The organism is Arthrobacter sp. NPDC058097, from assembly GCF_042884885.1.
In the GTDB taxonomy this organism is placed as follows: Bacteria; Actinomycetota; Actinomycetes; order Actinomycetales; family Micrococcaceae; genus Arthrobacter.
Genome location: NZ_JBHVSZ010000008.1, coordinates 56,684 through 81,326, shown reverse-complemented (window position 1 = coordinate 81,326; position 24,643 = coordinate 56,684). Strand labels below are relative to the sequence as shown.

The window sequence follows — 24,643 nt, the reverse complement described above, 5'->3', positions numbered from 1 at the left end:
AGGATTGTTCCGATTGGACCGCCCGTGAACGATGCGGAGCGAGCCGTAATCGCTCATTTGCGTGATCGCGGGCCGGACGAGTGGACGGTCCTGCACTCCCTAGAGATTCCCGACTCCCGAGGCCGCCTTTTCGAGGTCGACTTGGTTGTCGTGACAGAGCACATGGTGTATGTGATCGATGTAAAGGGCACGTTCGGCCGGATCGACGTGCAGGGGTCGCGTTGGATGCCGGCGGGGCGGTCGCCCTTCCATACACCGCTGCCGAAACTGCGAGAGAACGCTAAGCGGCTGAAAAGCCTCCTCGAGGACGCGCATCCTCAACTCTCTCGGGTCTATGTCGACGCGGCTGTTGTGCTCCCGGCGCCTGACGCTCGGCTGGTAGACCGCAACAGACCGCAGCGGGACGCCGCCTCAACGGTCAACCTAGAGCATTTGATCACGCTTCTGTCCGACTCCTCTCGTGTGCCGACGGGTTCGTTCTCGGTCGACGCCGACATCGAGCGTCATCACGAGAAGATCGTTGAGGAGGTCAAGCGGATCGGTCAGGTGCCTACTGGACCGTTGCAGTTCGGCAATTGGCTGGTGCTGGACACACTGAGTGAGACAATCCACGCGGATGGCATTGACGTGGTGGGGGAGTACCGTGCGAAAAATGCCAATGCCGTACAGGGCTCGGGAACGGTGCGGCTCGTGGTGAGGCAGGCAGACCTGTATGCCCCGACACGGGAACGCGAGAAGAAACAGAAGCAGATCGGCATCGCATACGAGGCGCTCGGCAAACTGCCGCCACATCCGGCAATCGTCGGAGTCAAGGATTTTTTCCCTGATCAGGAGGACCGCGGGTTCGTCACGGTATATGACGACATTCCCGGTCATGCCCTGCGGTTGCACTTGGGAGAGAATCCGGTTGAACCGCTGACCCGGGATCGGAAACTCTTGATCCTGAGGCAAGTACTTGCCGGGCTGGCGCACGCACAGTCCCGAAAGATCGTGCACCGGGCACTCAGCCCCGCGACGATACTGCTCACCCAAGACGGCAGAGCGATGGTCACTGGCTTCGACTATGCCAAGAGTGCACAGATGCGTGCGCACACAGTTGCAGTAGATGCCCACGCGGCCGCAGACAACACCTACCTCGCTCCCGAGGCGCTCGAGAACCCTGCCAAAATGACAGCTAAGGCTGACATTTATGCGCTAGGCGTTATCGGATTCGAGATGCTCACTGGCCACTTGCCCTTCAGGTCAATCACTGCGCAGGTCAAAGCCGCGGGAGTGCTCCCGGAGAAGGACTTGGAGCAGGCCGACGTTCCCGCTCCGATGCGTCATTGGCTCTCTCTGCTATGCGCTGCCAAGCCCGAGGACCGGCCCGACGCGCCTGAGGCAATCCGCCGGTTCGACCTGGCTCTCGGCGAGCTTCACCGGCCCAAACGTCGAGTCACCGCGGGAAGCGGTGTTGAAGCATCGACGGCCCCAGCGGCGTCTCAGGCTGGGGACGACTACAAACGTCGCGACCTGCAGGACTGGCGGAACCTGCCTCGGGACTTCGCGCTCGGCACGAAATACATCGTGCAGCAGCGACTCGGTAAGCCCGGAGCGAGCGGCGTGGCATACAAGGTCTTCGACACGATGCGAAATGTCGACCGAGTAATCAAGTTGATTCTGCGCGACGAAGAGGGCACTCGGGAGCGAGCCCGACGCGAGGGCATGGTTTTATCTCGGCTCCAGGATGCGGAGGCGCATCCGAACGTGGTTCGAATGCTCGACGTCGACGTACTACCACAGCCGTACACGTATCCCTTCCTCGTGTTCGAGTTTGTCACGGGGGATGACCTCGGTGCAGTCATCCGAGGCGGCACTCTCACGCCAAGTGATGTCTTGCGAATTGGCCTGGATGTAGCTGAGGGGTTGAAGTACCTGCACAACTTAGACGTCTGGCATTGCGACATCAAGCCCGGCAACCTGCTATGGACTGAGGAGGGCGTAAAAATCCTGGATTTCGGCATCGCCAAAACCCCGGAAGCCACGCAGGGACACACCGCCAGTACCCCTCGTTACACTCCGCCCGACCTCGACCAAGTGCCTGCCAGTGCTGCAGGCTACATTGACCGGGACCTTTACGCGCTCGGGATCACGCTGTACGAGGCGCTCACTAATGCCTACCCGTGGGAGGGTGCCAGTATTCCGCGGCCGGCGTTGGCGCCCGATGATCCGCGCGAGCGGTTCAATCTATCCGGGGTCCCACCCAAGCTGGTGGAGACGATCCTCAAGGCTATCGCGCCCGAACGCGGTAGCCGGTTCACCAGCGCCGAGGAGTTCATCACTGCGCTAACGGCCGCCGCCGAGCAAGCGAAGCCCCAAATCGCAGAGGCAGTGGCATCCGCTCCTGCCCTCGCGAGGGATGACGACGAAGCCTTGTCAGAGCGCAATCCGTTCGTAGCCTACCTGCAGACCCTTTACAGCCAGAGTAGGCGGAGTAATCGCGGTACTCGCGGAATGGATGCAGCCAACCGACGCGTATATGTGCCCACCGGGCTGGACATAGCTCTTACGCCCGGGGTCCTCGAAGGTAGGCACTCATTGGTGATCGTCACTGGTAACGCCGGTGACGGAAAGACGGCATTTCTTGAAAGTCTCGCCGCAACTGCGCGTGAGCGTGGTGCTACCTTTACGTCTGAGCGGGCCAATGGGGCCGACTTTGAGCTCGGCGGGCGTCAATTCCACACCAACTATGATGGCAGTCAAGACGAGGACGGCGTAGTTAGCGACGAGGTTCTTTCAGCGTTTTTTGCTCCCTTCGCTGGCGCTGACCAGGTCAGTGAGCTGAGCGGGGAGACGCGGCTAATCGCGGTCAATGAGGGCCGCTTAGTCGATTTCCTCAGCCACCACCCAGAGCAGTTCGCAGCTCTCACCCGCATCGTCGAGGTGGGGCTTCGTGGTGAGGACGACGATCCGGGGTCAGTGGCGGTGGTCAACCTCAACCTCCGCGATGTTACCGTGCGTTCAGCCGGCGCTCTCACGGGTGAAGGTCTTAGCGACTCAATCCTTGAACGAATGCTCGACTCTATGGTCCGCCCGGAACTTTGGGCCGACTGTGAGGGCTGTGCCCTTGTCGAGGGCTGCTACGCTCGGCAGAACGCGGCCACCATAGCCGATCCGGTCATCGGGCCGCAGGTTAAAGAGCGCATGCGACGGGTCTACGAGGTTGCCCAGCTCCGCGGTCGACTGCACATCACGCTACGCGACCTGCGCTCTGCACTCGCCTACACCCTAACCTCAGGGCGTGACTGTGCCGAGATACATGAGCTCTACGAGGCACAGCAGTCCCACTCACTCCTGGATAGCCACTATTTCAACGCATATCGAGGTGGTGACGCTGCGACCGAGCGCGATAGATTACTCATCCAGCTTCGTCACGTCGACGTCGCCCGACCCGCTCAACCAGTGCTCGACAGACGGCTGGCCAACGAAGGCCTACTGGAGCACTATCTGGTAAGTCCCGACGACAGGGGCACCCCAGAGCGAGACCTGCTTCGTGAACTGCACGCCGAGGTTCGTGCCGCTGACACCAATCCTGATGATGTCATTAGATTCGTCTCGACAGCCCGCCGGCTGTCGTACTTTGAAATGCGTGACCCCGGCGAGGCAATTAAAATGCTGCCCTATGCGTCCGTGCAGGCCTTCCTCGAACTGCTCGACGGTAAGCGGCCAGTGCCGACCGAACTCTTCCTCAAGGCACTCAACCGCAGCGAGGGTGTCGTCTCGAAGGAACTTGCGGCTGGTGGGCTGGTCATCGGGGTGCGGAATGTTGTGCGGGGCACCATACGCAGCCTGCGCCGCTTTCCGGGTAAGGGATTCCAAGCCGGACGGATCGGCAGCGAGACCCACCCGTACCTCGAGACACGGCCGACGGCGCTTCGGCTGACTTACACAGATCCTGACCACGAAGGGATCCCGCCGGCCGAGCTGCGCATCGGGTTGGATCTTTTCGAGCTGATCGAACGGTTCAGCCGCGGCTATCAGGCGAGCATTGACGATGATCAGGGCTATGCGCTTGCCTTGACGGTGTTTAAGAACCAGCTTGCTGTTGTGCCTTACCAGGCGGTGCTGCTTACCGTTGACGGGTCCGCCATGCACACCGTGCGGCGCGAAGACGACGGCGTACTTCACCTGATCACCCAGAAGAAATTCGTGCCCGAGACCCAGGAGGCGGAATGGCGCTAGACGGCAAGGACCGCGCCTTTCGATGCGACGCCATCAGCCGTATCGACTATAAAACCCTTACTATGGACCGTGTCCTCACAGCCTTCCTGGCCAGGCTTTGGCATGGCGGCGTGAGCAGCCGGGTTCGCCGCGCAACCGATCTGGATGTCGACGCCTACCTGGAGCTGCTGGTTGACGACAAGTACGGCCGCTTTAGCGGGTTTGCAGACGACGAGGACGTCAGCCGCCGATGGGTTGAGACCCACCTGCTCGACATGGTGAACCGCGGCAGAACAACTGAGGCAGTGGCGGGACCGCGTCCGCTCCATGGCTTCGCCTACCGGTTGCGAAACTCCGCCCGCTCACGTCCTTATGGTGCAGACGAGCAGCTCTACGAGCTGCTCTCGGTCAATAACCTCGCCCTAAACGGCTTGCGGGAGTTCTTTTTCTCCGATGTCAACCCCGCCACCGGCCAGGTGGCGCCGGGTCCGGACATTGACGTGGAGTCGCAGGCATTGCTCAACATGGTCGAGGCTGTCCAAGGTCAGGCGCAGGATCGCCCCGACAGTTCAGCGCGTCGTGAGCAGAAGCAACTGTGTCACCAGCCGGGTGAGCTGCTGGGGGAGGACGTGCTGCGACTGCTGCTTCACCGTGAGTTCATGCCCCGGACCGTGCTCGTAGAGCACCTCAAGATTTTATTCTCGTTCCACCTGGCTCTTTACCACTTGCGAATGCTTAAGCTCGTTCCTACTGCCGTACGTAAAGGTACTGTTGACCACGCCTGCACCGTCGGTCACAAGCGCGGTGAACAATGTCGCTTCCATCCGCACCTTTTCGTGGACGTCGCAGGCTCGGAGCCTGGGCTGCCAGCAGAGTACGCAGCCAAGAGCGCCTCGACCTGGTACGGACGGCTACCGCAGTTTGTCCGCGGCACATTCGCGGTGCTTAAGCTGGCCGACTTCGCCAAGGATCTGCATCGGCAGGGAAAGTTTGCGAGCCCAGGCAGAGACGACCTTCCCGCTTCTGATGCCATCGCACTGTTAGATAAGAAGTATGAAGCCGACCGCGAGATCTTCTTTGACATGCGGGTGCGTCGGATCCTCGACGACGAGGAAGAGCCGCTTGCTCCTGAGCTTCAGACCATCATGGAACTCGATTTGAGCCGCCTGGACACCTACCTCGAACTGATCATGCACTACCGCGGCGCCTTTCAGCGAAAGTACCTCGTCGAGTGCCTGGATTCAATGTTTCTCAAGGGCCGCCCTGGGGAACTGTTAACCCAGCCTCGGGGCAAGTCCGGCGCGCGCCGTTTTGTGCTCGATTCACGGCTGTTGGAGGTGCTGTTGCAAGTGTGCTTGGTACAGCCCGACGAGTCTGGACGGATGCGGACGCAACCGATGAGAGTGGATGAGATCCTCGAAACATTGCGAACCCGGTACGGATTATACATAGATTCCCTCCCTACAGAGGACGGTTTTCACGGCCCAGACCTTCCCGATCAGGCTGCGCTTCGAGCTAACACCGCCGCCTTCGTTGACCGGCTCCGCGAGATCGGCTATTACCGCGACATCTCCGACGCCTACCTGACCCAGACCGTCACCCCGCGCTTCACCATCGGGGCCCACCACGAGAAGAGCCGACATTGAGCGCCACAGCCGCCGGGCTCGTTGAGCCGACCACCGTTGATGTCCGCAGTGCCCTGGAGGACGTGCTCGTCCCCCACCTGCTCGGGCTACTCACAAGCCGGCAGGCCGGCCACTGCATGCGTGTCACCGAACTCGACGGCGAGCTGGGCGCCCGCATGGTCCGCCGGCTGCGTACGGCTACTCTGCCAGGCACTGTGGTGTGCCTGCTGGCCTCCGACGAGAAGGTCGCCAACGGGGACGACACCCTGGTTACCAGCACCCAACTCGTGGAACTTCGCAACCGTCCGATCGAGGAGACCTCCGGACCACTGCTTGTATTCGTGCCCCCGGGATTGCGTGCCAGCGCCGAGGACTCTTTCGGGGTTGCGACATTCGAAGAGGTCGAGGTCGGCAACGCCTACGCCTTGCTTCGCAAGGAGCTGATCAACCGGGTGCCGGCTTCGCTTCGGGATGGGATCAGCCACCTGGAACAGGTCCTCGCAAGCAAGAAGGACAATCGCTCCAGCGACCAAGCATGGGTTCGTTACCTGCTTACCCTCGCCGCAAACGATTACGAGCCTGACGCGGCCGGGGCGGCGATATACTGCTTTGGACTAGTGCCAGACCTGCGGCTTTTCACGGACGTCGCGGAAGTACCTGAACGGGTTAGTCGCAACCGGGTCCACGTCAACGACCTCAGCCGCAGCGAGCTCGACGAGCGGCAAAGGGTATTGTCCCTCGGACTGTCCGACCCCGATTTCACCTCTCGTCTCGCCCGCTTCGCCGGTAAGATCGGACTTGAGGACCGCGTTGTTTGGACCCGAAGGATCATCACCGACCGCGACAACCGCATGCTGACTTTCGACAAGTGGCCTGCACCCAGCGAACGCGAAGTACAAATCAAGATCGAGGTCCACCTCGTTGGCCTCTCGTTTGTCGGTGACGATCCCGAACATCTCAGGACCTATCCGGTTTTGGAGACCTTAGCCGGGCAGCCGTATCTAGTTGCAGGTCCAACTGGTGCGAAGGATATTGCTGCCGCTTTCTCGATCGACCCGGCGTTGACCACTGGCGAAGGTTTGCTCAAGCTCCGCGTCGAGCTGGTCTCTGAGGACGGTGAACCAACCGGGAAGGCTGTTAACGTAGCAACGGGAGAGCGCCCGAAGAGCAGCTATAGGGGAACTATTCGTAACCTGCGGAAGGCCCAGCTTGACGAGGGCTGGCACCGCCTAGTTGTCACACCAATTGCGGAGACGGACCGCCGTATCATCACCGCTCCAGCCTCGGGCATGAGTGAGCTCTTTTACGTCGTCAACGCCGATGACCGAGAGGAAGTACCTGAGACCCGGACCCAACGATACGAAAGTCTGACGCACGCCATTCAGAGGCTCGGCTTCGGTCGCCTGGCTGATGGACGCCCTGACCGAGACCTGGCTCCGGGGGAGGTCTCGTGGATCAACGGGTCGCGCACTTCGGCCTTTGCCAGCGCCAACGTGCATGTAGCCGGTGGGGGCGCGGTCGAGATCAGGCTCTCACGACTGTTAACCCAGATCGAACGGGACACATTAATCACCCCACGGGAGTTCGGCATGTGGCAGCTTGCCATTGGCCAGGAGGGATCTCCCTCGGTTCCGCTACGTGACGAGACCCCATGGGTTGATTCGCTTGGGCCAGTGGCGGAACAGGCCTTCACTGAGTTCATTGGCGTCCGCGACACCCTTTTCCAGGAGATTGCGAATGTCAGCGTGCCGTATGACGACGGGCCCATCGGTGTCGTCGAGACAACCAACCTCATGCCACTCACAGCTGAAATCGTTGCCTATGCAGGCAGCTACCAGCGGATGGTGGCAGCGCAGACTGCCCATGCAGCACAGGTCACGAGAAATGAGCGGGGAGCTGCGCTGCGGGCACTTGCTGGTCTGCAGCAGATCGACGCGGTCGCAACGCGCTATCTTGACGCGCTCGGTGACTTCCACCAGGTCTTGCTGGTCGGGCCGACGCATCCGTTGCGGTTGCTGTGGTTCTGTGGGTGGAGCGCTGTAGGTGCGGCTTGGCGCGGGGAGCTTGGCGGCCACAACAAGGAAGTCGCCGCTGATGCGGCAGCGAGCTACTTCCACAAGCTTGATTCCCTGGGCTTCCCCTTTGCCGTGCCGCGACAGGACAATCACCACCTGCTTGCCGCAGTCGGCAACGTGACGCCCTTTTGGACAGCAATGGTTCACTCTCGGACCGACAATGCCGTCGGGCTCCTCGGCAAACTATCCACCGCGCTCGGTATACCGGATGCACCCCGAGCACCTGGCCGGACACAGCCCCCAGTCGTGCTGGCCGACAGAGTGGAACGGTACGTCCGGCAGCATGCATACATTCGTACCTTGGTTATAAACGTAATCAACCCGGGCGAAGCGGGACTCATCGTTGAGATGCTCCTGGAGCTTCAACGTCGATCGACGACCAAGGAACTGACCTACGATCTACGACTGTGCACGCCGAATACGGCTATGCCCGGGATCGGCGAGGCAGTGGCTGACCTGACCCGCTCAGATAGCCGGTTCAACAGCGAAGAGGCCGACGTATTTGGCTCTCGCCACGATAGCAGCGTGCCTAAACTAGCCTACTCCATCCGCTCTATAGACGAGTTCGAAAAGTGCCCGACGGAGTTCGAAGCCCACCTGACGATATTTGTCGACGCCTTCTCGGGTGAGGAACACGAGACCGGGCCGGTTCAGCACATAGCTCACGCCCCCGCGTACGGGTTGATCCAGCAGGCGGCTACAGCGTTCGACGTCGGAGCTGACGGAGGCAGCGTCACCTGGCGGAAGACCCCCGTCTTCGCCCGACTCGCTGGCACGGAAAGCGCGCTAAATGACCTGCTTGCCGTCCTGCCGCACACGCTCGCCCACGCCGCAGCGAGTGTCGCCACTGATGGCACTGGGACCGGGCGTGTGCCAACTGCCACCCTCAACCTCGATGGTCAACAGCGGTCCCTCTTGCATCAGGCCCACGACGTCAGTGACTGGGTAGTCATAATCGACCGAACCCTTGGACTGGAGTACTTCGACCGCACGACCGAGAGTGGAGGCCGCAACGACTTTGTTATTGATTACGTCGCCGGCGGCGTCGGTCTCGGCCGCCAGGTATTAGTCAGCTCGCGCAAGGTCGAGGAACTTCGTGGTCTGCTAGCGCCTGTTATTGTCGATCATGGTATTGCAGTGGACGATCGGCATCTGCAGACATTTTTCGAGCAACTTCGGCTGCTGTCGGGCAGTCTCGCCTTTAAGCTGTCCTCCGCTGCCCGCAACCAGCGCTCCGAGGTGCTGGGACTTGCTCTCGCGAGGCTCTACCTCGAGGGCCAGCAAGCGCTAGGCGATCAAATTGTGATTCCTCTCGACGCCCATCAAGACCTCTATGCAGAGACTCGGCGCCGAACGGGGGCAGAGAAATCGCTACGACGCACCGACTTGGCGCTATTCTCTTTCGACGCCGTTGCGAGAACCATCACCTGCCGTCTAGTCGAGGTCAAGGCCTATTCAAGGATCCGTAACGTCGCGGAGCACGAGGCGTTGCAGCGATCAATAATCGAACAGGTTGAGACCTCACAAAGCGTCCTTGCGAGCCTATTCGACCCGAACGCCGCCGACCCCGATCGGGTCGACCGGGCGGTGAAAAACGTCGAGCTCTCTGCTCTGTTGCGGTTCTACCTCGAGCGCTCGGAACGATACAAGATGGTGCGGCGTTCCGTGAGCACGCATGCTCGTCGGTTGCTTGAGACACTTGATGACGGGTTTAACCTTTGCTTTAACCGGGTCGGGCTCATATTCGAGCTTTCAGGGGAGAGCAGTGCCCCCGTGACCGTCGACGGGGTGGAGTTCCACCATATTGGGCGGAACGAGATCGACGAGCTTCTCTCCGCCGTTCCCACCGAGCTCGACCTACCCCGCGACGCTACCGAGCCCTGCTCCGGTGTGGTCCCGGAGCTTACGCGTTCTCTTCGTGAACACGCTGCCTTCCGGGCCCCGACGCTGGATGCTCTCGAGGACAAGGCGCAGGAAGTTGACAACGACTGGCATTCTACGACGGCGGGTTCCCCTCCTGTAGAACTAAATCCCAAAGCGCCTGCCCCTACCGTCCACCCACCATCGCCCAGTGGTCTGGCCGCTGAGGAAGACGAACCCTCGACGCAGGCGCCGGTCGATCAGGGGAGCGAATCTGCCCTAGAAAACTTCTTAGCTGCTTCCTCGCCGAGCGTCGCCCCGCCGGTGCTGCTGGGCGTTACGGATCAAAGTCCGCAGTGGGCCATGCTTGGTGAGGCGGCGGGCGGCCGAAAGACAGGCCTCGATCTGAATGAGACCCACACCATCAGCCTGTTCGGGGTCCAAGGCGGGGGCAAGAGTTATACCCTCGGATCCCTAATCGAAGCCGCCATCCTGCCTGCTCCCGGTGTGAATGACCTGCCGCATCCACTTGCTTCGGTCGTTTTCCACTACAGTCGGACCCAGGATTACGCACCCGAGTTCACCTCGATGAAGTACGCGAATGACGTCGAAGGCCAGATCGCGCTACTTCGTGATCGATATGGTGCAGAGCCCGCTGCACTGGAGGACGTGCTCGTACTGGTCCCCCGAGACCAGCTCGAGGAGCGCCGTGAGGAGTTCCCGGATCTCGACGTGCAGCCGTTGTTGTTCGCATCATCCGAACTGCAAGCCTCCCATTGGCGTTTTCTGCTCGGCGCTGTAGGCAATCAGGCGATGTACATTCGTCAGCTCATGCAGGTACTTAAGGCCAACCGCAACGCTCTGAGCCTGACGACTGTGAGGCAGGGCGTTGAGTCTTCCAACATGGCGGACAATCTCAAGGACCTTGCACGGCAACGGCTTAATCTCGCGGCAGACTATATCGACGACTCCGCGCGGATCTCAGACTATCTGCGACCCGGACGTTTGATTGTGGTAGATCTGCGTGATGAATTCATAGAAAAAGATGAGAGTCTTGGCCTCTTCGTCGTCCTCATGCAGCTCTTCTCAGAAGCCAAGGCCGATGGTAAGCGCTTTAATAAGTTAGTGGTATTTGATGAGGCGCATAAATACATTGACAGCCTCGAGCTGGTCGACGTGCTCGTGGAGTCTGTTCGCGAGATGCGCCATAAGGGTATGAGCATCCTGGTTGCCAGCCAAGACCCGCCTTCTGTGCCCGTATCGCTTATCGAGCTTTCGGACGTGGTTGTGCTTCATAAGATGACGTCACCGGCGTGGCTCAAGCACATCCAAAAGGCCAATGCGGCACTCAACAGCCTCCGGCCGGAAAGTCTAGCGCACCTCCAGCCGGGGGAAGCTTATGTCTGGGCAGGAAAGGCGGTGGACCTTGCCTTCACGCGTAACGCGGTGAGGGTTTCCTTGCGGCCTAGAGTGACGCGGCACGGCGGCGGTACCAAGACCGCGTCACGATGAGGAGCGCTATGTCTCGGTTGGGCCGGTATTGTCCCGTTGCCTGCTGGCGAACTGAGGCAAGCCTGAAGTTAAAGTCCTAACGAAAGTGCACACTTGCCGGGTCGGCCACTCTGAATTGGAAGTGTTATGAAGCCACGCAAACACCGAGCGCTCGACACTTACGCCGATAGCAAGGACAACCGAAATTCCCAGCACCGGGATGCCTTTCGATGTCTCGGCATTGTCAGCCGTATTATTCCAGCTCTGCTATTTGGGCAGTGGCAGGCGTCCAAAGCACTCAGCTCCGAGGCTCAATTGCCCTATTGATCGTTGCGGCTCAAGTCTAGTGCATTGGCGAGAAGTGACTTAGAATATTAGATTCTGGGGAAACCAACTGCACAGGCGTTATATTTGCTCAGTAGAACTGGCCTCCTTCCGACCTACGGCCAAAAACGGCCCGACAAGCGGAATAATCTCCAATCGTCGGGCGCCCGACAGGTTGCTAGATTCAGATCAGTCCTCCAGCTTGGCCATTGGGCGTCGAGAATAATGCCCAGTTCGTTCACTGTAGAGGTCAAGGCTTGTGACCGCGTGCATAGGCGCGCGAGCTCATATGAATCCCAAACTGGAAGTTGTTTGCCTACTAAAGCAAAATGGAAGACGATGGCGAAAAAGGCGGACACAACATCGTTTACTGGTGCTGTCGTTGACAGGACTGCCCGAGCTCCTGCTTCAATAAACGCAACATCCATAGGGATGGCCATGGGCAAGCTATTGGACCCATATTCTCCGCGGCCGGTGGAACAAGCGGACAAATAGACCAGATAGGTCGAACTGCAGTCGTAGTCAGCTAAAATACTCGCCGAAGATACGAAGTCCGTGTTCGAAGGTCCCATCTGCATGCCCCCTTCGAAGGCAGTGAAGCCATGAAAGCCGTGTCCAGCCCAATGCATGATCTCCGGCATCTCTTTTGCTACGGGCGCAACTGTACACGTCTCACCATAGATGAGTTGCAGCACCGAGAGCTCGTACTTCATTGCTGCTAGGTACGTGCCTTCCGGATCGGCGTGCCCGGTTATGTAAGCGCTGGCATTAGTGCGAAGGTTAAAGTCTGTATCTATTGTTCCCAGGCGATGTGTATAACTTACCCTCTCGAACCCAAGGTCTATCAGTGCATCATGGAACGGCAAGTTATAAACATCTACCCCTGCACAAAGTACCAATTTATTGACACCCTCGTCTTGGAGCTTTTTAAGATCTATCAACGCAGCAGCTAATTCGTTACTTGTCCTGCATATATCATCAGCGATCGCAGATAAACGAATCTTATCTGAAAGATCGACATCCTTGCATTGCTTCACGTTTTTCGATCCATTATAAGCAACTAACGCGTGTAGATACCCATCAACCGTGTACATCTGAATGTATGCGGTGTCGTTACCCACAATGTCGAGATTGACCAGTTCGAAAGAGGAGGCGCTCAATGCAATACTCCTGTACAGGTCATTCACCGCTTCCTCATATAAGGTCGTATCAACCATCTTTCCCGCGTAATGTTGATGGGTGACGACGTGCGCTACATCAAGAAACCGGCTGTATGCGGGCATAAGTGACGAATTAGCTTCCGCCTGTAAGAGTTGCTGCGGTATAACAAGTCTTTCAAATAAGTTACGCTCCATCAAAGCCATTTGCTGCATCCGGTGTTCGATAGTCCAATAGTTGCCAGTGCCGCCGGCCAGATCGACGGCAGTCCACTTCATAACTTCGGTGCGAAGCGCTTTTATAAGCGCGTGAGGGATTTGACGACCTATGGAATGGCTCCACGCTAGAGATGCGTCGGGCTTCAGTTTGTAAAAATCTATTCGGACGATCCCTATGGCGAGCATGGTACTCAAGTTATTGAGGCTATCCGTATCCGCGAGATGGTAGGTGTAGGTAATATGTGCCCGTGTGTCGTCGGGAAATTCTAGGACAAAGCCGAGAATTAATTTACCTTCTTCACGGCCATAGAAGAACTTTGTCTCATAGCCAGTTCGAACCACGGCTCTTTCAATATCTGCCGAGTCCATGACTAAAAACCAGCCAGGTACAAAACCTGATGAAGCATAGCTGAATCGAGCACCCCGCGTTCGCACCATGTCCAGAACCCAAGCGGGGGGTGCATCTCCGGCTTTTTGGGGCCAGGCGCCAGAAAGAATCAAAGGTAGAAACTTCCTGGACCGCACCTTTTCTAGGGCCTTTGCACCCCACCTTTCATTCTCATCGTCCCCATAGCAGGCAACCAGCTCCAGCAAGCTTACAGAACTCAGTATATGCTGTTCCGAGTTTTCCAAAATATGGCGAAGCAATCGTAAGTGATTGTGCGCTATATTGAGAGGATAACTGCCATTCGAGGGGCTGACTTCAGCGGTGTAGCTGAAGTCAGCATAGTTTTCTTCTGCAATGGCTGACAGTGCAGTATCAGGCTTTGGCTGCAAATTTCCTTCAGTTTGGTATCTCATGAGGTTGCAGAGCGCACTTTTGGCAACGTCTTCTAGAATGGGCTTTCGAATTGTGCAAGTGTCCCTCCCAACTTGGAAGAGGGCGAGCCAAAGCAGGTTCAGCTGGCTGCATAATCGTGGATCAAAGTCGCCGCTTCTCCATCTAGATATAGTTCTCTCCGCTACCTCAAAGGGGAGGTAGGGGCCGATAGCCATGTCTTCTTCACTTAGTCCGTAGATGTGGCTAAGGCCGACATGCGATACAAGCATGGCCTTCTCGATGTGGGAAAGAGGCGGGTCATTAGGGTGAGCCGTCTGGGCCTCTTGCCAAGGCGCGCCCGCCATCATTTGGACTGCAATTGCCTCAAGCCATCCAGCGCGTCTGGTTTGAAATTCATTATCTCGATGTGACATTCGTTCTTCGGCCATCCCAGATGGTAGAGGCATTTGCAACAAAACCACAAAGTTCATTCCAGCGGTGCTTTGGACGGAGGACGAGCGGGATACAGCGTTTTGACCCTTTGCCTAATCGCACTTGCGCCAACGAGTACCTGGTCAGTACAGATGTACCTCGTGTTGGCACGGGCACCGCGCCGCAACATGAGAGGGCGCCGCCCACCTCAAACGTGACCCGCGAGTCCGTCTTCTGTAGCTTCTTGGCGTCGGCGCGACCTTCCCAAAAGTGTCCAGGCGCGGAAAGGCCGCAGGCCAAGCACGTGCTAGTCCGCCAGCGCTCATGCCCTTCGGCTGGCGCCCACGCGCCCTATGCACCGGGTCTAGGCCTGGTCCCTTTGCAGGTGCCGTCGGGGGTGACGGCGGTGTACCCAGGAAGATCAGGACAATACTCATCCGCTCAGCGCCGCTTCGGCTCAGTGGCCTACAAGCCTTCGCCAAACACCGCCGCAGCCGGCCTCCCGCGCTGTCCGTCTCGATGCCTTCCGATTAGGTGAGCCACTGCGGCGTGTTGATATCTGTGGCAGCCGCGAAGAGCTTCTTGAATCCTCACACCTCATGCGTAAGGCGCTGGAGCCGTCGCGGAGCAGGATGTTTTCCCCGGGCCGGATCACGGACGCGGCCCAGCGGGCGATCGCGTGCTTCTGCTCGAAGGCCTCACCAATGGCTGCCGAATGACGCCTCCTGGTGCGCGCCGAGGGCCGTGGCCCCGCCGTGGGTGCGGGCCAGCCGGCCCTGCCCGTTCAGCAGCGCCAGGTCGCGGCGGATGGTGGACCCGATCACCTCGAACTTGGCCGAGCTCCTCCACGGAGGCCAGGCCGGTGGTCGGGGCAGCGTGGTAGATCTCCTCGCACCCCGCATTTGTGCTGCAAATTCCCGGTCTCCCTCCCGTTGCAGTCGTATTCCTGCGAGATCGGACAGGGTCCAACAAGCTTAGCCAGCGAGTTCCAGCCTGAACACCCACAGCAGGACGTCTTCGCCCGGGACATGCCAGTCGCGCTCCGGCGCGCGGCGGAAGCCCAGTGACTCATAAAGGGCGTGGGCGCGTTCCATGAAGGGGGCGCTGGTGATGCTGATCGCCTCGATGCCGGGCAGCTGCCGGGCGTGCTTTATAATCTCCTGCACCACGGCGCGGTCGACGCCGCCGCTTTGGTGTGACGGGTCCACCGCGAGCATCCGGAACTCCAGCTCCCCGTCCCGCGCGATCTCGCTGTACGGCTGGCCGGCGAACGTCAGCGTCACCGCCGCCACCACTTTCCCTGCGGCCTCCGCCACCCACACCTGCGCATGCGAGGCCCGATGCTCCACGTCCTCCAGTACGCCCATGTATGGGTGGTCGGCGGCAAAGTGCCCGGCCCGGAGGTAGGCGTCGCGGGTGATGCGGCGGACCTCCGGGAAGGCCACCGGCGCCGCACGCCGAAAAACAACAGTCACGAGGAAGCGCCCGAAGCAGCGGCAGTCCGCTCCACGTAGTGGCCCAGCTGTGCCAAGTCCGGCTGGGAAGAGGGATCGCCCACGGCATCAGCCCCAACGGCATTGGCCACGGCCAAGGCGCGGGTGTACTCCAGCCCGCTCCGGAGCGCCAGGACCAGGGCGGCGCAGAACGCATCGCCCGCACCCACGGTGTTAGCCACGGTCACGGCAACGGAGGGTGCCTCGGCCACCTTCCGGCCGTGCTCAAACATCGCTGAGCCGTCCTTGCCGTACGTCACCGCCACCAACTTTGCTTCCGCGAGGGCCGGGATCAGGGCGTACTCGCTCTCGTTGACGATCACCAAGTCGCAACGCTCAAGCAGTTCGGCCGGCAGGTCCATGGCCGGCGCCGCGTTCAGCACAAAGAACCCCTGCGCCTTCCGCGCCGCCTCCAGCACCACGTCCAAGCCGACCTCGAGCTGACACAGCACCGTTTCATCCGGGCCAAAAGTAGCGCCCTCCAGGGAAAACGCCGCGTTCGCGCCCGGGCACACGACGATCTGGTTCTCGCCGTCGCGGTCCACAACGATTAGTGCGGTACCGGTCGCGTCGCCGTCGAGCGCTGCCACGTCCGAGGTGTCCACGCCGGCGGATGAAAGAGCCTCCAGCATCAGTCGGCCCTGGGCGTCGTCGCCCACCGCGCCGACCATCCGGGCGCTTCCTCCCAGGCGCGCAGCGGCCACGGCCTGGTTGGCTCCCTTGCCGCCGGGCTGCTGGCTCAGGACGCCGCCGCCAATGGTCTCCCCGGCGGTGGGGAGCCGGTCAGTTGTGGCGATGATGTCGAGGTTGATGCTGCCGACGACGGTGACGGCAGGAAGCTGAGTGCTCATGAGGAAGTCCTATCAGGTCGAGCCAGGGGCGGCTGAATTAGGAAATAGTGTACGGCATGGTTGTACTTGTTCGTCATACATGGTTGTATAACAACTGATTTACCCAACGGCAGGACCTCCTGCAGAGAACAATGGAGTTTGATGTGAACACCCCAGCCACGGCCAGCAGCTCGCCGCCCACCGCCGTCGAAAGCGAAACCGACGTGAACAAACTTGCCGGCCGCCCCGCCGCCCTGCTCATCACCACGCTGCTGCTCGGCGTGCTGTCCTTCCAGCTCAACGCCAGCATGGTCACCCCGGCGCTGCCGCAGATCGCCGCCAGCTTCGGCCAGGCCCCCGACGCGGCCGCCCCCGTGCAGTCCATGTTCTTCCTGGCCGGCGCCATCGCCGGCCCCGTGATCGGACGGTGGAGCGACTTCATCGGCCGCCGCGCCGCCCTCCTGCTGGTGCTGGCCATCATGGGCGCCGGAACTATCCTCTGCATCGCGGCGCCCACGCTGCCGCTGCTCGTCGCCGGCCGCTTCCTGCAGGGCGTGTCCAGCGCCGTCTTCGCCCTCTCCTACATCGTGCTCAGCGAGAATCTGCAGCCGCGCGTCTTCGGCACCTCCGTGGGCATCATCGCCGCGATCAACGGCGGCATCGGGGGAGTGGACGGCTACGTCGGCGGCCTGATGTCCGAGACCCTCGGCTTCCGGTCCATCTTCGCCGTGGTCCTGGTGCTCACCGCCGTCGCCGCCGGCTGCATCCTCAAGACCGTCCCGAAGGGACGTCCGCAACACGTCCGCGGCGCCATGGACTGGTGGGGAGCGACCTCGCTGTCGGTGTTCCTGGTATTCATCACCTACTTCGTCTCCGGCGGGTCGGCCAGCGGCTGGACCGCCCCCGGTACCCTGGCCCTGCTGGCCGGCACCATCGCGTCCTTCGCCGCCTTCTGGCTGATCGAGAAACGGCGCAGCCACCCGCTCATCGCCGTCCACCACCTGCGCTCCCGCCAGGTGTGGCCCGTCATCGCCAGCACCGTGCTGACCCTGGCCGGGATCTTCGCCATCATGAACTTCACCGTGGTGCTGCTCAGCCAGGACAAGGGCCCCGGCTTCGGGCTCAGCCCGTCCCTCTCCGCCCTGCTGTTCCTCACCCCGGCCGCGCTCATCGGCGTCTTCGCCGCGCCGTTCGCCGGCTGGCTCGCCGGCCGCCGCGGCTGGATCAAGGTCCTCCGCACCGGTACCGCCATGAGCCTGGCCTGCGCAGCGGCGGCCGCAGCGTTCTCCAACAACCAGATCGCGGTGATGGTCGCCGTCGCCGCCCTCGGCATCTTCTACAACGGCCTCTTCCTCACCGCCATCAACGGACTCTCCGTCCTGCTCTCGCCCAAGGAAGCACCCGCTTCCCTGCCCAGCATCAACGGCGCCTCCTTCGGCATCGGGGCGAGCCTCGGCGTCGTAATTGTTGCCCCGTTCGCCGCGCAGGCGACCACCGCCGGCTACGCCACCGCCCTCTGGATCTCGGTGGGCATCACCGCCGCCGCGTTCATCGTCAGCCTCTTCGTCCCCGCCCCCAAGGGCGACACCCACTAGACCTTCCGCACCAACCGAAAGAAGAACCACCCATGACCAGCTTCCCGTTCTACCTCGACTGCGACACCGGCATCGACGACGCCCTCGCCCTGGCCTACCTGCTCGCCTCCCCGCAGGCGGACGTGCAGGGGATCGGCGCCGTCAGCGGTAACGTCAGTGCCGCCGTCGGCGCCCGCAATACCCTGGACCTGCTGGAGCTCGCCGGGCATGCGCACATCCCCGTCGCCCTCGGCGCGCACGACCCCCTCGCCGGTTCCTTCGGCGGGGGAGCGCCGTGGGTGCACGGCGCCAACGGCATCGGCGAGGTTGAGCTTTCGACGGCGGCTGCCGAACTTGCGCCCGAAACCGCGGCCGAGATGCTGGTGCGGCTCGCGCACGAGTACCCAGGCACGCTGCGGGTCCTGGCCATCGGCCCGCTGACCAACATCGCCGAGGCCCTGCGGCTGGAGCCTTCCCTGCCGGAGCTGGTTGCGGAGATCACCATCATGGGCGGCGCCGCCCTGGCCCCGGGGAACCTCACGCCCGTGGCGGAGGCGAACATCGCCAACGACCCCGAGGCCGCCGCGGTGGTGCTGGCCGCCGACTGGAACGTGACCCTGGTGCCGCTGGACGTGACCATGGCCAACGTGCTGGAGGAGAACCACCGGCAGGAACTGCTCGCCTCGCCCGGTCCCGTGCCGCGGGCGCTGGGGGAGATGCTGGGCTACTACTTCCGGTTCTACGAGGGCCTGTTCGGCCGCGCCTGCTCCGCGATGCACGATCCGCTCGCCGCGGCGCTCGCTGTGGGGGCTGTTACGCCCGCCCTTGCGCCGGTGGTGCATGTCGACGTCGACACCACCTCCGGGCCGGGCCGCGGCCAGACCGTCTGCGACATGCGCGGACTGTACATGGACTACCCGGAGCAGCCCGGTGCCCGCTGCCGGGTGGTCCTCTCGCTGGAGGACGACTTCGCGCCGCATCTGGTGGAGACGCTGCTGACCCTGCAACTGGCGGGGGAACCCGCGCTCGCCGGTTGAGTCAGGCGAAACCACCCACCTGCCATCAAGAGTTCTTGGGCAGATGCAACAATTTGGAAACGATTCAAACCCGATGTCCGGGCAGGTTTCCAAGATCACGGGCAACGCCGTGGTGATGGACGACGGCACCGAGCTGGAGGCCGACCTCATGGTGTACGCCACCGGCTCCTGATCCATGAACGGCTGGTGGCGGACCTGGTCTCTCCCGAAATCGCGGACAAAGTAGGAAAATGCTGGGGAGACGGTTCAGACACGCCAAAAGACCCTGGCCCCTGGGAGGGGGAGCTGCGCAACATGTGGAAACCGACCAACGTCACCAACCTCTGGATCCACGGCGGCAACCTGCACCAGAGCCGGCACTACTCCTCCTACCTGGCCCTGCAGCTCAAGGCCTGGATGGAAGGGCTGGAGACTCCGGTGTATGAACTGCAGCCCAGCCACCACACCCGCTAACTGGTGAATGAGCTTGGGCCCACGCCCGCAGGGTTCCCTGGCCGAGCTTGCGAGGTTAGGGTGCGGGTGGGGAGCACGATTCCACGCCCGCAAGGACATCCGCATCGAGGACATCCCGGAGCCGGAACTCCGCGCCGGGGCGGTGAAAATCGACGTCGCATGGTGCGGGATCTGCGGCACGGACCTGCACGAATACCTGGAAGGGCCCATCTTCTGTCCTCCTCCCGGCCGGCCGCATCCGCTGTCCCACGAGGAATCCCCGGTGACCCTGGGGCACGAATTCTCCGGAACTGTCTCGGAAATCGGCGAAGGGGTCACGGGCCTGGCGAAAGGGGACAACGTCGTCGTCGAACCCTATTTTGTGGACGGCGACTGCGATATGTGCCAGGCCGGCAGCTACCATCTGTGCCGGCAGATGGGCTTCATTGGGCTGTCTGGCGGCGGGGGAGGGCTGAGCGAGAAGATTGTGGTGGACCAGCGGTGGGTGCACCCCATCGGGGACATTCCGCTGGATGAGGCGGCGCTGATCGAGCCGCTGTCCGTGGCGCACCACGCCGTGGCGCGCAGCGGCGTGAAGGCGGGCGACACCGCGCTGGTGGGCGGTTCCGGGCCGATCGGGCTGCTCACCGCCGGCGTCCTGAAGGGCATGGGGGTGACCACGATCATCAGCGAACTCACCCAGGCGCGCAAGGAAAAAGCCACCTCCAGCGGCGTGGCGGACCACGTCCTGGACCCGAGCCAGGAGGACGTCCCGGCGCGGGTGCGCGAGCTGACCGGCGGGACGGGGGCCGACGTCGCGTTCGAATGCGCCGGCGTGAACGCGGTGCTGGACACCATGCTCGACGCCGTCCGGCCAGGCGCCGTGGTGGTCAACGTGTCCATCTGGGGCGCGCCTGCCACAGTGGACATGCAGAAGCTGGTGCTCAAGGAGATCGACCTGCGCGGCACCATCGCCTACGTCCGGGACCACCCCGCGGTGATCAGGATGGTGCAGGAGGGCAAGGTGGACCTCAAACCCTTCATCACCGGCCGGATCGCGCTGGAGGACCTGGTGGAGCAGGGCTTCGATACCCTGATCAACCACAAGGACACGGCGGTGAAGGTGCTGGTGCACCCGTAGGCGCTGTGGGCGGCCGCGCGTCAGGGGAGCGGCTGCCGTTCGCCCACGCTGACGGAGGACGACGGCGGCACGTACTCCCGCCGTCGTCGCTCCATCCGTTGCTGCTGGCTTGCGATAGATGGGGCTTACGGGCGGACGGGTGTGGCCGCCTCTTTTCCCACCACCGTTGTCCACGGGCGGGCGGTCCACGACGTCACCACGCCGGCGGTGACGTAAGGATCGGCGGCTGCAAAAGCCCGTGCAGCCTCGAGCGCGTTCTCGCCACTGAAGATCAGCAACCCAGTAAAGGGTCCCTCCCCAACGGCTCCACCCAGCAGAAGGTCGCCCCGTTCCACTGCTTCCCACGCCGCCCTGAGGTGGTCTGAGCGGTATTTTTCGCGGGTATGAAGGTAGTTGTCCTCATAGGTGTATTCGAGCACGGCGTGCATGGGTGTCCGTCCATTTCGTTCAGGGGTTTTCACTCGTTGTAAAAGTAGCGTACCCACGGGACTCAATCCGCCGTCGTCCCTTTGCAAGGGTGTCGCCCCGGTGGCAGAAGGCGCTGCCACCGGGACCGGGACCGCGTCCTCTGGGCCACGTTGAGATCTCCGCAACGGCAGGGGCTTACTTGACGGCCATCTCCCCGAGCCTGGACCACCCGTCCACCTTGACGTTGACAATGTCCGGGGTCCGTGCCAGGTACGCCGGCAGTTCTGCGGTGGCCTTCCTGAAATGCTCCGACCTCACGTGCTCGCCCCCGGCGTCGTCATCCCGGAACGCCTCGATCAGGACGTACGTATTGGGGTCCTCAAGCGAGCGCGCCCACTCGAAAAAGAGGCAGCCTTCTTCAGCGTTGGTCCTGTCCGTAAACTCCCGGGCAATCTCCGGCCAGTTGTCGGCGTGCTCGGGCTTGACGGGAAATTTTGCGGTAATGAAGATCATGGGTTCTCCTCGGGTTGCAGTTCGTCCTTGCGGGAAATCAGGGGACCAGGATGGCGCGGCCGCGGACCTTGCCGGCGTCGAGGTCACTGATGGCTTGCTGGAAGTCATCCAGTTTGTACTTCTGGGTGTGGAGGGTGACTGCGCCGCGGGCAGCGAGCGCCATCAGGTCCTGCAGGTCGTTGTAGGAACCCACCAGGTTGCCGATGATGTTGATTTCTGAGGAGATGATGTCGATCGTGGGCACGCTGATGTTTTCGCCGTATCCCACCACGAAGTAGTCGCCGGCTTCGCGCAGCATCGCAATGCCCTCCGACGTGGCCCCGCCTTCGCCCACGAAGTCGATGAGCACCTCGGCGCCCCTGCCGTCGGTGAGCGCCCGCACCTGCTCCACCTGCGTGCCGTCCGCGATGACCCCCTCATCGGCGCCAATGGATTTGGCCAGTTCCAAGGCTGCCGGGTTGCGGTCGACGACGATGATCCGGCTGGGCGTGAGGGCCTTGAGCACCTGGATGCCGATGTGGCCCAAACCCCCTGCCCCGAGGACCACGCAATTGTCCCGGGGCGTCAGCCGCTTGGCCGCCTTGGCGGCAGCGTGGTAGGCGGTGAGGCCGGCGTCGGCCAGGGCCGCGACGTCTGCCGGTTCCAGCGAGTCGTCGATCTTCACCACCGAGCGGGCGGAGGTGAGCAGGTACTCGGCATATCCGCCGTGGGTGTCGATGCCCGGGAACCTGCTGTTCTCGCAGTGCACATCGTCGCCGGAACGGCAGGCCCGGCAGAGCCCGCACGTGATCAGCGGATGGAGGATCACCTTGTCGCCTTGCTTCACGTTGGTGACGGCGCTTCCAATCTCGTGCACCCAGCCCGCGTTCTCGTGCCCGATCGTGTACGGCAGCTCAACCTGGGACTTCTCAGCCCACTGGCCCTCCAAGATGTGCAGGTCCGTGCGGCAGACGCCAGCTCCGCCGATTTTTACGACGACGTCCAGCGGCCCGGCCACCTCCGGGATGGGCGCCTCGGTCATTTTCAGGCCTTCGTGGTAGCCGACCACCTGGACGGCCCGCATCGTATTCATCGCTTGTTCTCCTTGACTGAGAGGGAAAGAAGGTGGTGGTGGTCTGCCGGTTCGGCCCCGTCCGGCCGGTCGGTCTGGTCGGCACCCGAGCCGGCGTAGCGGGTCCGCAGCAGGCCGCGGCAGAAATGCGCGTTCCCGTCAATGGAAATGCGCGTGGAACGCGCCCGCCGCAACGCCATCGGCACATTGTCGGGCGGGTAGGGGAGGTTGTTATGGTCAACGAGGACGACGGCGGCAGGTTCCGTCGGCAGTCCAAGCGCCATCCGCCGTCGTACTAATGCGTCTTTGGACCGGCCGGCCGGCAGGTCACCAAGCCGCACCGTCCCGACGCTTTCTTCTGCCCGCGCGGGATCGGCCCGCAGCAGTTCGGTAAGGCAGCGCTCCATCGCGGCGGTGTGCGCTTTGCGGCGGAACGTCCACCGCAGCTCCTCCAGGCTGTCCTCCGCTTCGTGGCCGAAGGTGCCGCGGTATCCTGCGTCAGCCGCGAGGCCGGCGTTGATGAGGTCAGAGTCGTGGTGGTCATCGAGCTGGACCACCACCTTCGCCACCCCGGGCAGCGCCCAGATCACGTCCTTGCTGTCCGACGCCATGAGGTAAGCGAAGTTCGGCGAGCAGAAAGACGTCGGCAGGCGCAGGTGCACGGTCACCACGGCCCCGGCCAGGGAACCGGTGATCTCGAGGGAACATACGAAGCCCAGATCCGTGATCGGCTCGTCCAGCTCGGGATCCAGCACGGCCCCCAACGCCTGGCGGACGTCCTCTGCTGTCACCGCCACGTCCCGGCCGGTGCGCTCCGTCAATGCCGCCGTCATGCCGCGCCCGCCAGGTCCGCCCGTTCCGGCTGGCGCGGTCCTGTCTTTGTCTCGTCCGCGTCCGGGAGCTGGAGCTCTGCGGGCACCGGGATGTCGTACATTTTCGCCGCGTTGAGGCCGAGGATCTTTTTCTTCTGGTTCACGGTGAGCGGGGCGTACTCGGTCATGTCCTCGGGGATCTGGAAGTCAACGAAGCGCTCGATCAGCCACCGGGGTGACCAGATGGCGTAGTCGCTGGAGAACTGGATCCGGTCCTCCCCGATCCAGTAGATGAGCTCGCCGATGATCTGGGCGAAGTACCGCGGCCGGGTGCGCATGAAGGGGATCGCGACGGCGAGGCCGCCGTGGACGTTGGGTTCCTGGGTGGCGATCCAGCAAAAATCCTCGAGCCGGGGCAGGCCGACGTGCTCGACCACGAAGTTCAGGTCGGTGAAGTCGGAGGCGGCGTGGTCCACGTCGGCGACGTCGAAGGCGTCCCGGTCCAGCGGGCGGACGGTAGGGCCCTTGTGGATGTGGATGTTCTTGACGCCGAGTTTGCGGCACTCCTCGAAATACCTGTACGACCAGGGATCGGAGAGCTTGTACCCGCGGGATTCGCCGCGCCATTCGGCGGTGTAGAGCTTGACCCCCTTGAACTTCATCCTCTCGTGGTCGGCGCGGAGCCGGTCCAGGCCGGCCTCGCCCTCGCGGGGGTCATAGCAGTGGTTGTAGGTGAGCTTGTCCGGATGCGCCGCGGCAAGGCCGTACGCCTCCTCCACCTGCGCGAATCCGTTCTTGTAGAACGCGCCGAGGTAGGCCGGCTGGAAGATCGCGTGGTCCACGTAGCCGTCGACGAACAGATCCTTCATGAGGCGTTCGCCGCCCTGGTACAGGAATTCCTCGTAGGACCAGTGTTCCTTCTCCGGGCCGAGGTTGCGGTGGTAGTCGTAGAAGCAATCGATGAACTGCTTGCCCTGGATATTCTTCTGGTTCTCCGGGCGGGCGTCCCACAATGCGATGTGGGCGTCGACGATGAAGTAGTTCTCGCCGTCTTTGCTGTACATATCGTTCTCCTCCCCGCGACTGCCATAGTCGCGACAGAGACGACGTTAGGGTCAAAAGGCACCCGTCAACAGGTGACCGGTGTCTCATTTTGAGACAGGGTGGCATCGCCTTTTGAGGCAGCGCGCCGTAATCTCGAATGACCAG

At 62.0% G+C, this 24,643-nt stretch carries 15 protein-coding genes and 1 pseudogene; 7 read left to right on the top strand and 9 right to left on the bottom strand.

What is annotated here, in order from left to right; translation table 11 throughout:
• Positions 1-24 precede the first annotated feature (24 nt).
• The 3 genes from ACFVTE_RS14885 to ACFVTE_RS14875 are packed head-to-tail and all read left to right on the top strand — an operon-like array spanning position 25 to position 11,272.
• Positions 25-4,221 carry a protein kinase gene (locus tag ACFVTE_RS14885; RefSeq protein WP_387101583.1) on the top strand — a complete coding sequence of 1,399 codons (4,197 nt, stop codon included), beginning with the start codon at positions 25-27 and terminating at the stop codon, positions 4,219-4,221.
• The gene (locus ACFVTE_RS14880; RefSeq protein ID WP_387101582.1) at positions 4,212-5,846 is read left to right on the top strand and encodes a hypothetical protein; all 1,635 of its coding nucleotides are present in this window, start codon (positions 4,212-4,214) and stop codon (positions 5,844-5,846) included. Before ACFVTE_RS14885 ends, ACFVTE_RS14880 begins: the two co-directional genes overlap by 10 nt.
• A complete protein-coding gene (locus tag ACFVTE_RS14875) occupies positions 5,843-11,272 on the top strand; it encodes an ATP-binding protein (protein ID WP_387101581.1) in 5,430 nt (1,809 codons plus the stop codon). Before ACFVTE_RS14880 ends, ACFVTE_RS14875 begins: the two co-directional genes overlap by 4 nt.
• A 419-nt stretch (positions 11,273-11,691) precedes the next feature.
• On the opposite strand, the gene ACFVTE_RS14870 is transcribed toward ACFVTE_RS14875, so the two are convergent.
• The 4 genes from ACFVTE_RS14870 to ACFVTE_RS14855 all read right to left on the bottom strand — a co-directional run bounded on the left by ACFVTE_RS14870 (position 11,692) and on the right by ACFVTE_RS14855 (position 16,487).
• Positions 11,692-14,160, bottom strand: a complete 2,469-nt coding sequence (locus ACFVTE_RS14870; protein WP_387101580.1) for a CHAT domain-containing protein — start codon at positions 14,158-14,160, stop codon at positions 11,692-11,694.
• A 681-nt stretch (positions 14,161-14,841) separates the two neighbouring features.
• Positions 14,842-14,967, bottom strand: a complete 126-nt coding sequence (locus tag ACFVTE_RS14865) for a DeoR family transcriptional regulator (RefSeq protein ID WP_387101579.1) — start codon at positions 14,965-14,967, stop codon at positions 14,842-14,844.
• Positions 14,968-15,117: 150 nt separating this feature from the next.
• The gene (locus tag ACFVTE_RS14860) at positions 15,118-15,618 is read right to left on the bottom strand and encodes a GNAT family N-acetyltransferase (RefSeq protein WP_387101578.1); all 501 of its coding nucleotides are present in this window, start codon (positions 15,616-15,618) and stop codon (positions 15,118-15,120) included.
• A complete protein-coding gene (locus ACFVTE_RS14855) occupies positions 15,615-16,487 on the bottom strand; it encodes a ribokinase (RefSeq protein WP_387101576.1) in 873 nt (290 codons plus the stop codon). The genes ACFVTE_RS14860 and ACFVTE_RS14855 overlap by 4 nt, the downstream gene beginning before the upstream one ends.
• Before the next feature lie 143 nt (positions 16,488-16,630).
• Here ACFVTE_RS14855 and ACFVTE_RS14850 point away from each other — a divergent pair, with 143 nt between their 5' ends.
• From ACFVTE_RS14850 to ACFVTE_RS14835, 4 genes and pseudogenes are all read left to right on the top strand, one after another.
• A complete protein-coding gene (locus ACFVTE_RS14850) occupies positions 16,631-18,061 on the top strand; it encodes an MFS transporter (protein WP_387101575.1) in 1,431 nt (476 codons plus the stop codon).
• 32 nt (positions 18,062-18,093) lie between these two features.
• Positions 18,094-19,077: a nucleoside hydrolase gene (locus tag ACFVTE_RS14845; RefSeq protein ID WP_387101573.1), complete on the top strand. Its 984-nt coding sequence runs from the start codon at positions 18,094-18,096 to the stop codon at positions 19,075-19,077.
• A gap of 76 nt (positions 19,078-19,153) precedes the next feature.
• A pseudogene (locus ACFVTE_RS14840) lies at positions 19,154-19,530 on the top strand (NAD(P)/FAD-dependent oxidoreductase); the annotation flags it as partial.
• A gap of 7 nt (positions 19,531-19,537) precedes the next feature.
• Positions 19,538-20,650: a 2,3-butanediol dehydrogenase gene (locus ACFVTE_RS14835; protein ID WP_387101571.1), complete on the top strand. Its 1,113-nt coding sequence runs from the start codon at positions 19,538-19,540 to the stop codon at positions 20,648-20,650.
• A 125-nt stretch (positions 20,651-20,775) separates the two neighbouring features.
• Here ACFVTE_RS14835 and ACFVTE_RS14830 read toward each other — a convergent pair whose 3' ends face one another.
• From ACFVTE_RS14830 to ACFVTE_RS14810, 5 genes are all read right to left on the bottom strand, one after another.
• Positions 20,776-21,078: a YciI-like protein gene (locus ACFVTE_RS14830; protein ID WP_387101570.1), complete on the bottom strand. Its 303-nt coding sequence runs from the start codon at positions 21,076-21,078 to the stop codon at positions 20,776-20,778.
• Positions 21,079-21,253: 175 nt separating this feature from the next.
• Positions 21,254-21,571, bottom strand: a complete 318-nt coding sequence (locus tag ACFVTE_RS14825; RefSeq protein ID WP_387101569.1) for a putative quinol monooxygenase — start codon at positions 21,569-21,571, stop codon at positions 21,254-21,256.
• A 37-nt stretch (positions 21,572-21,608) separates the two neighbouring features.
• Positions 21,609-22,643 (bottom strand): NAD(P)-dependent alcohol dehydrogenase, encoded by a 1,035-nt coding sequence (locus ACFVTE_RS14820; RefSeq protein WP_387101567.1) that lies wholly within the window; start codon positions 22,641-22,643, stop codon positions 21,609-21,611.
• Entirely contained in the window at positions 22,640-23,455 is an 816-nt protein-coding gene (locus tag ACFVTE_RS14815; RefSeq protein ID WP_387101565.1) for an iron-sulfur cluster assembly protein, read from the bottom strand. Before ACFVTE_RS14815 ends, ACFVTE_RS14820 begins: the two co-directional genes overlap by 4 nt.
• A complete protein-coding gene (locus ACFVTE_RS14810) occupies positions 23,452-24,498 on the bottom strand; it encodes an amidohydrolase family protein (protein WP_387101563.1) in 1,047 nt (348 codons plus the stop codon). Before ACFVTE_RS14810 ends, ACFVTE_RS14815 begins: the two co-directional genes overlap by 4 nt.
• Positions 24,499-24,643 lie beyond the last annotated feature (145 nt).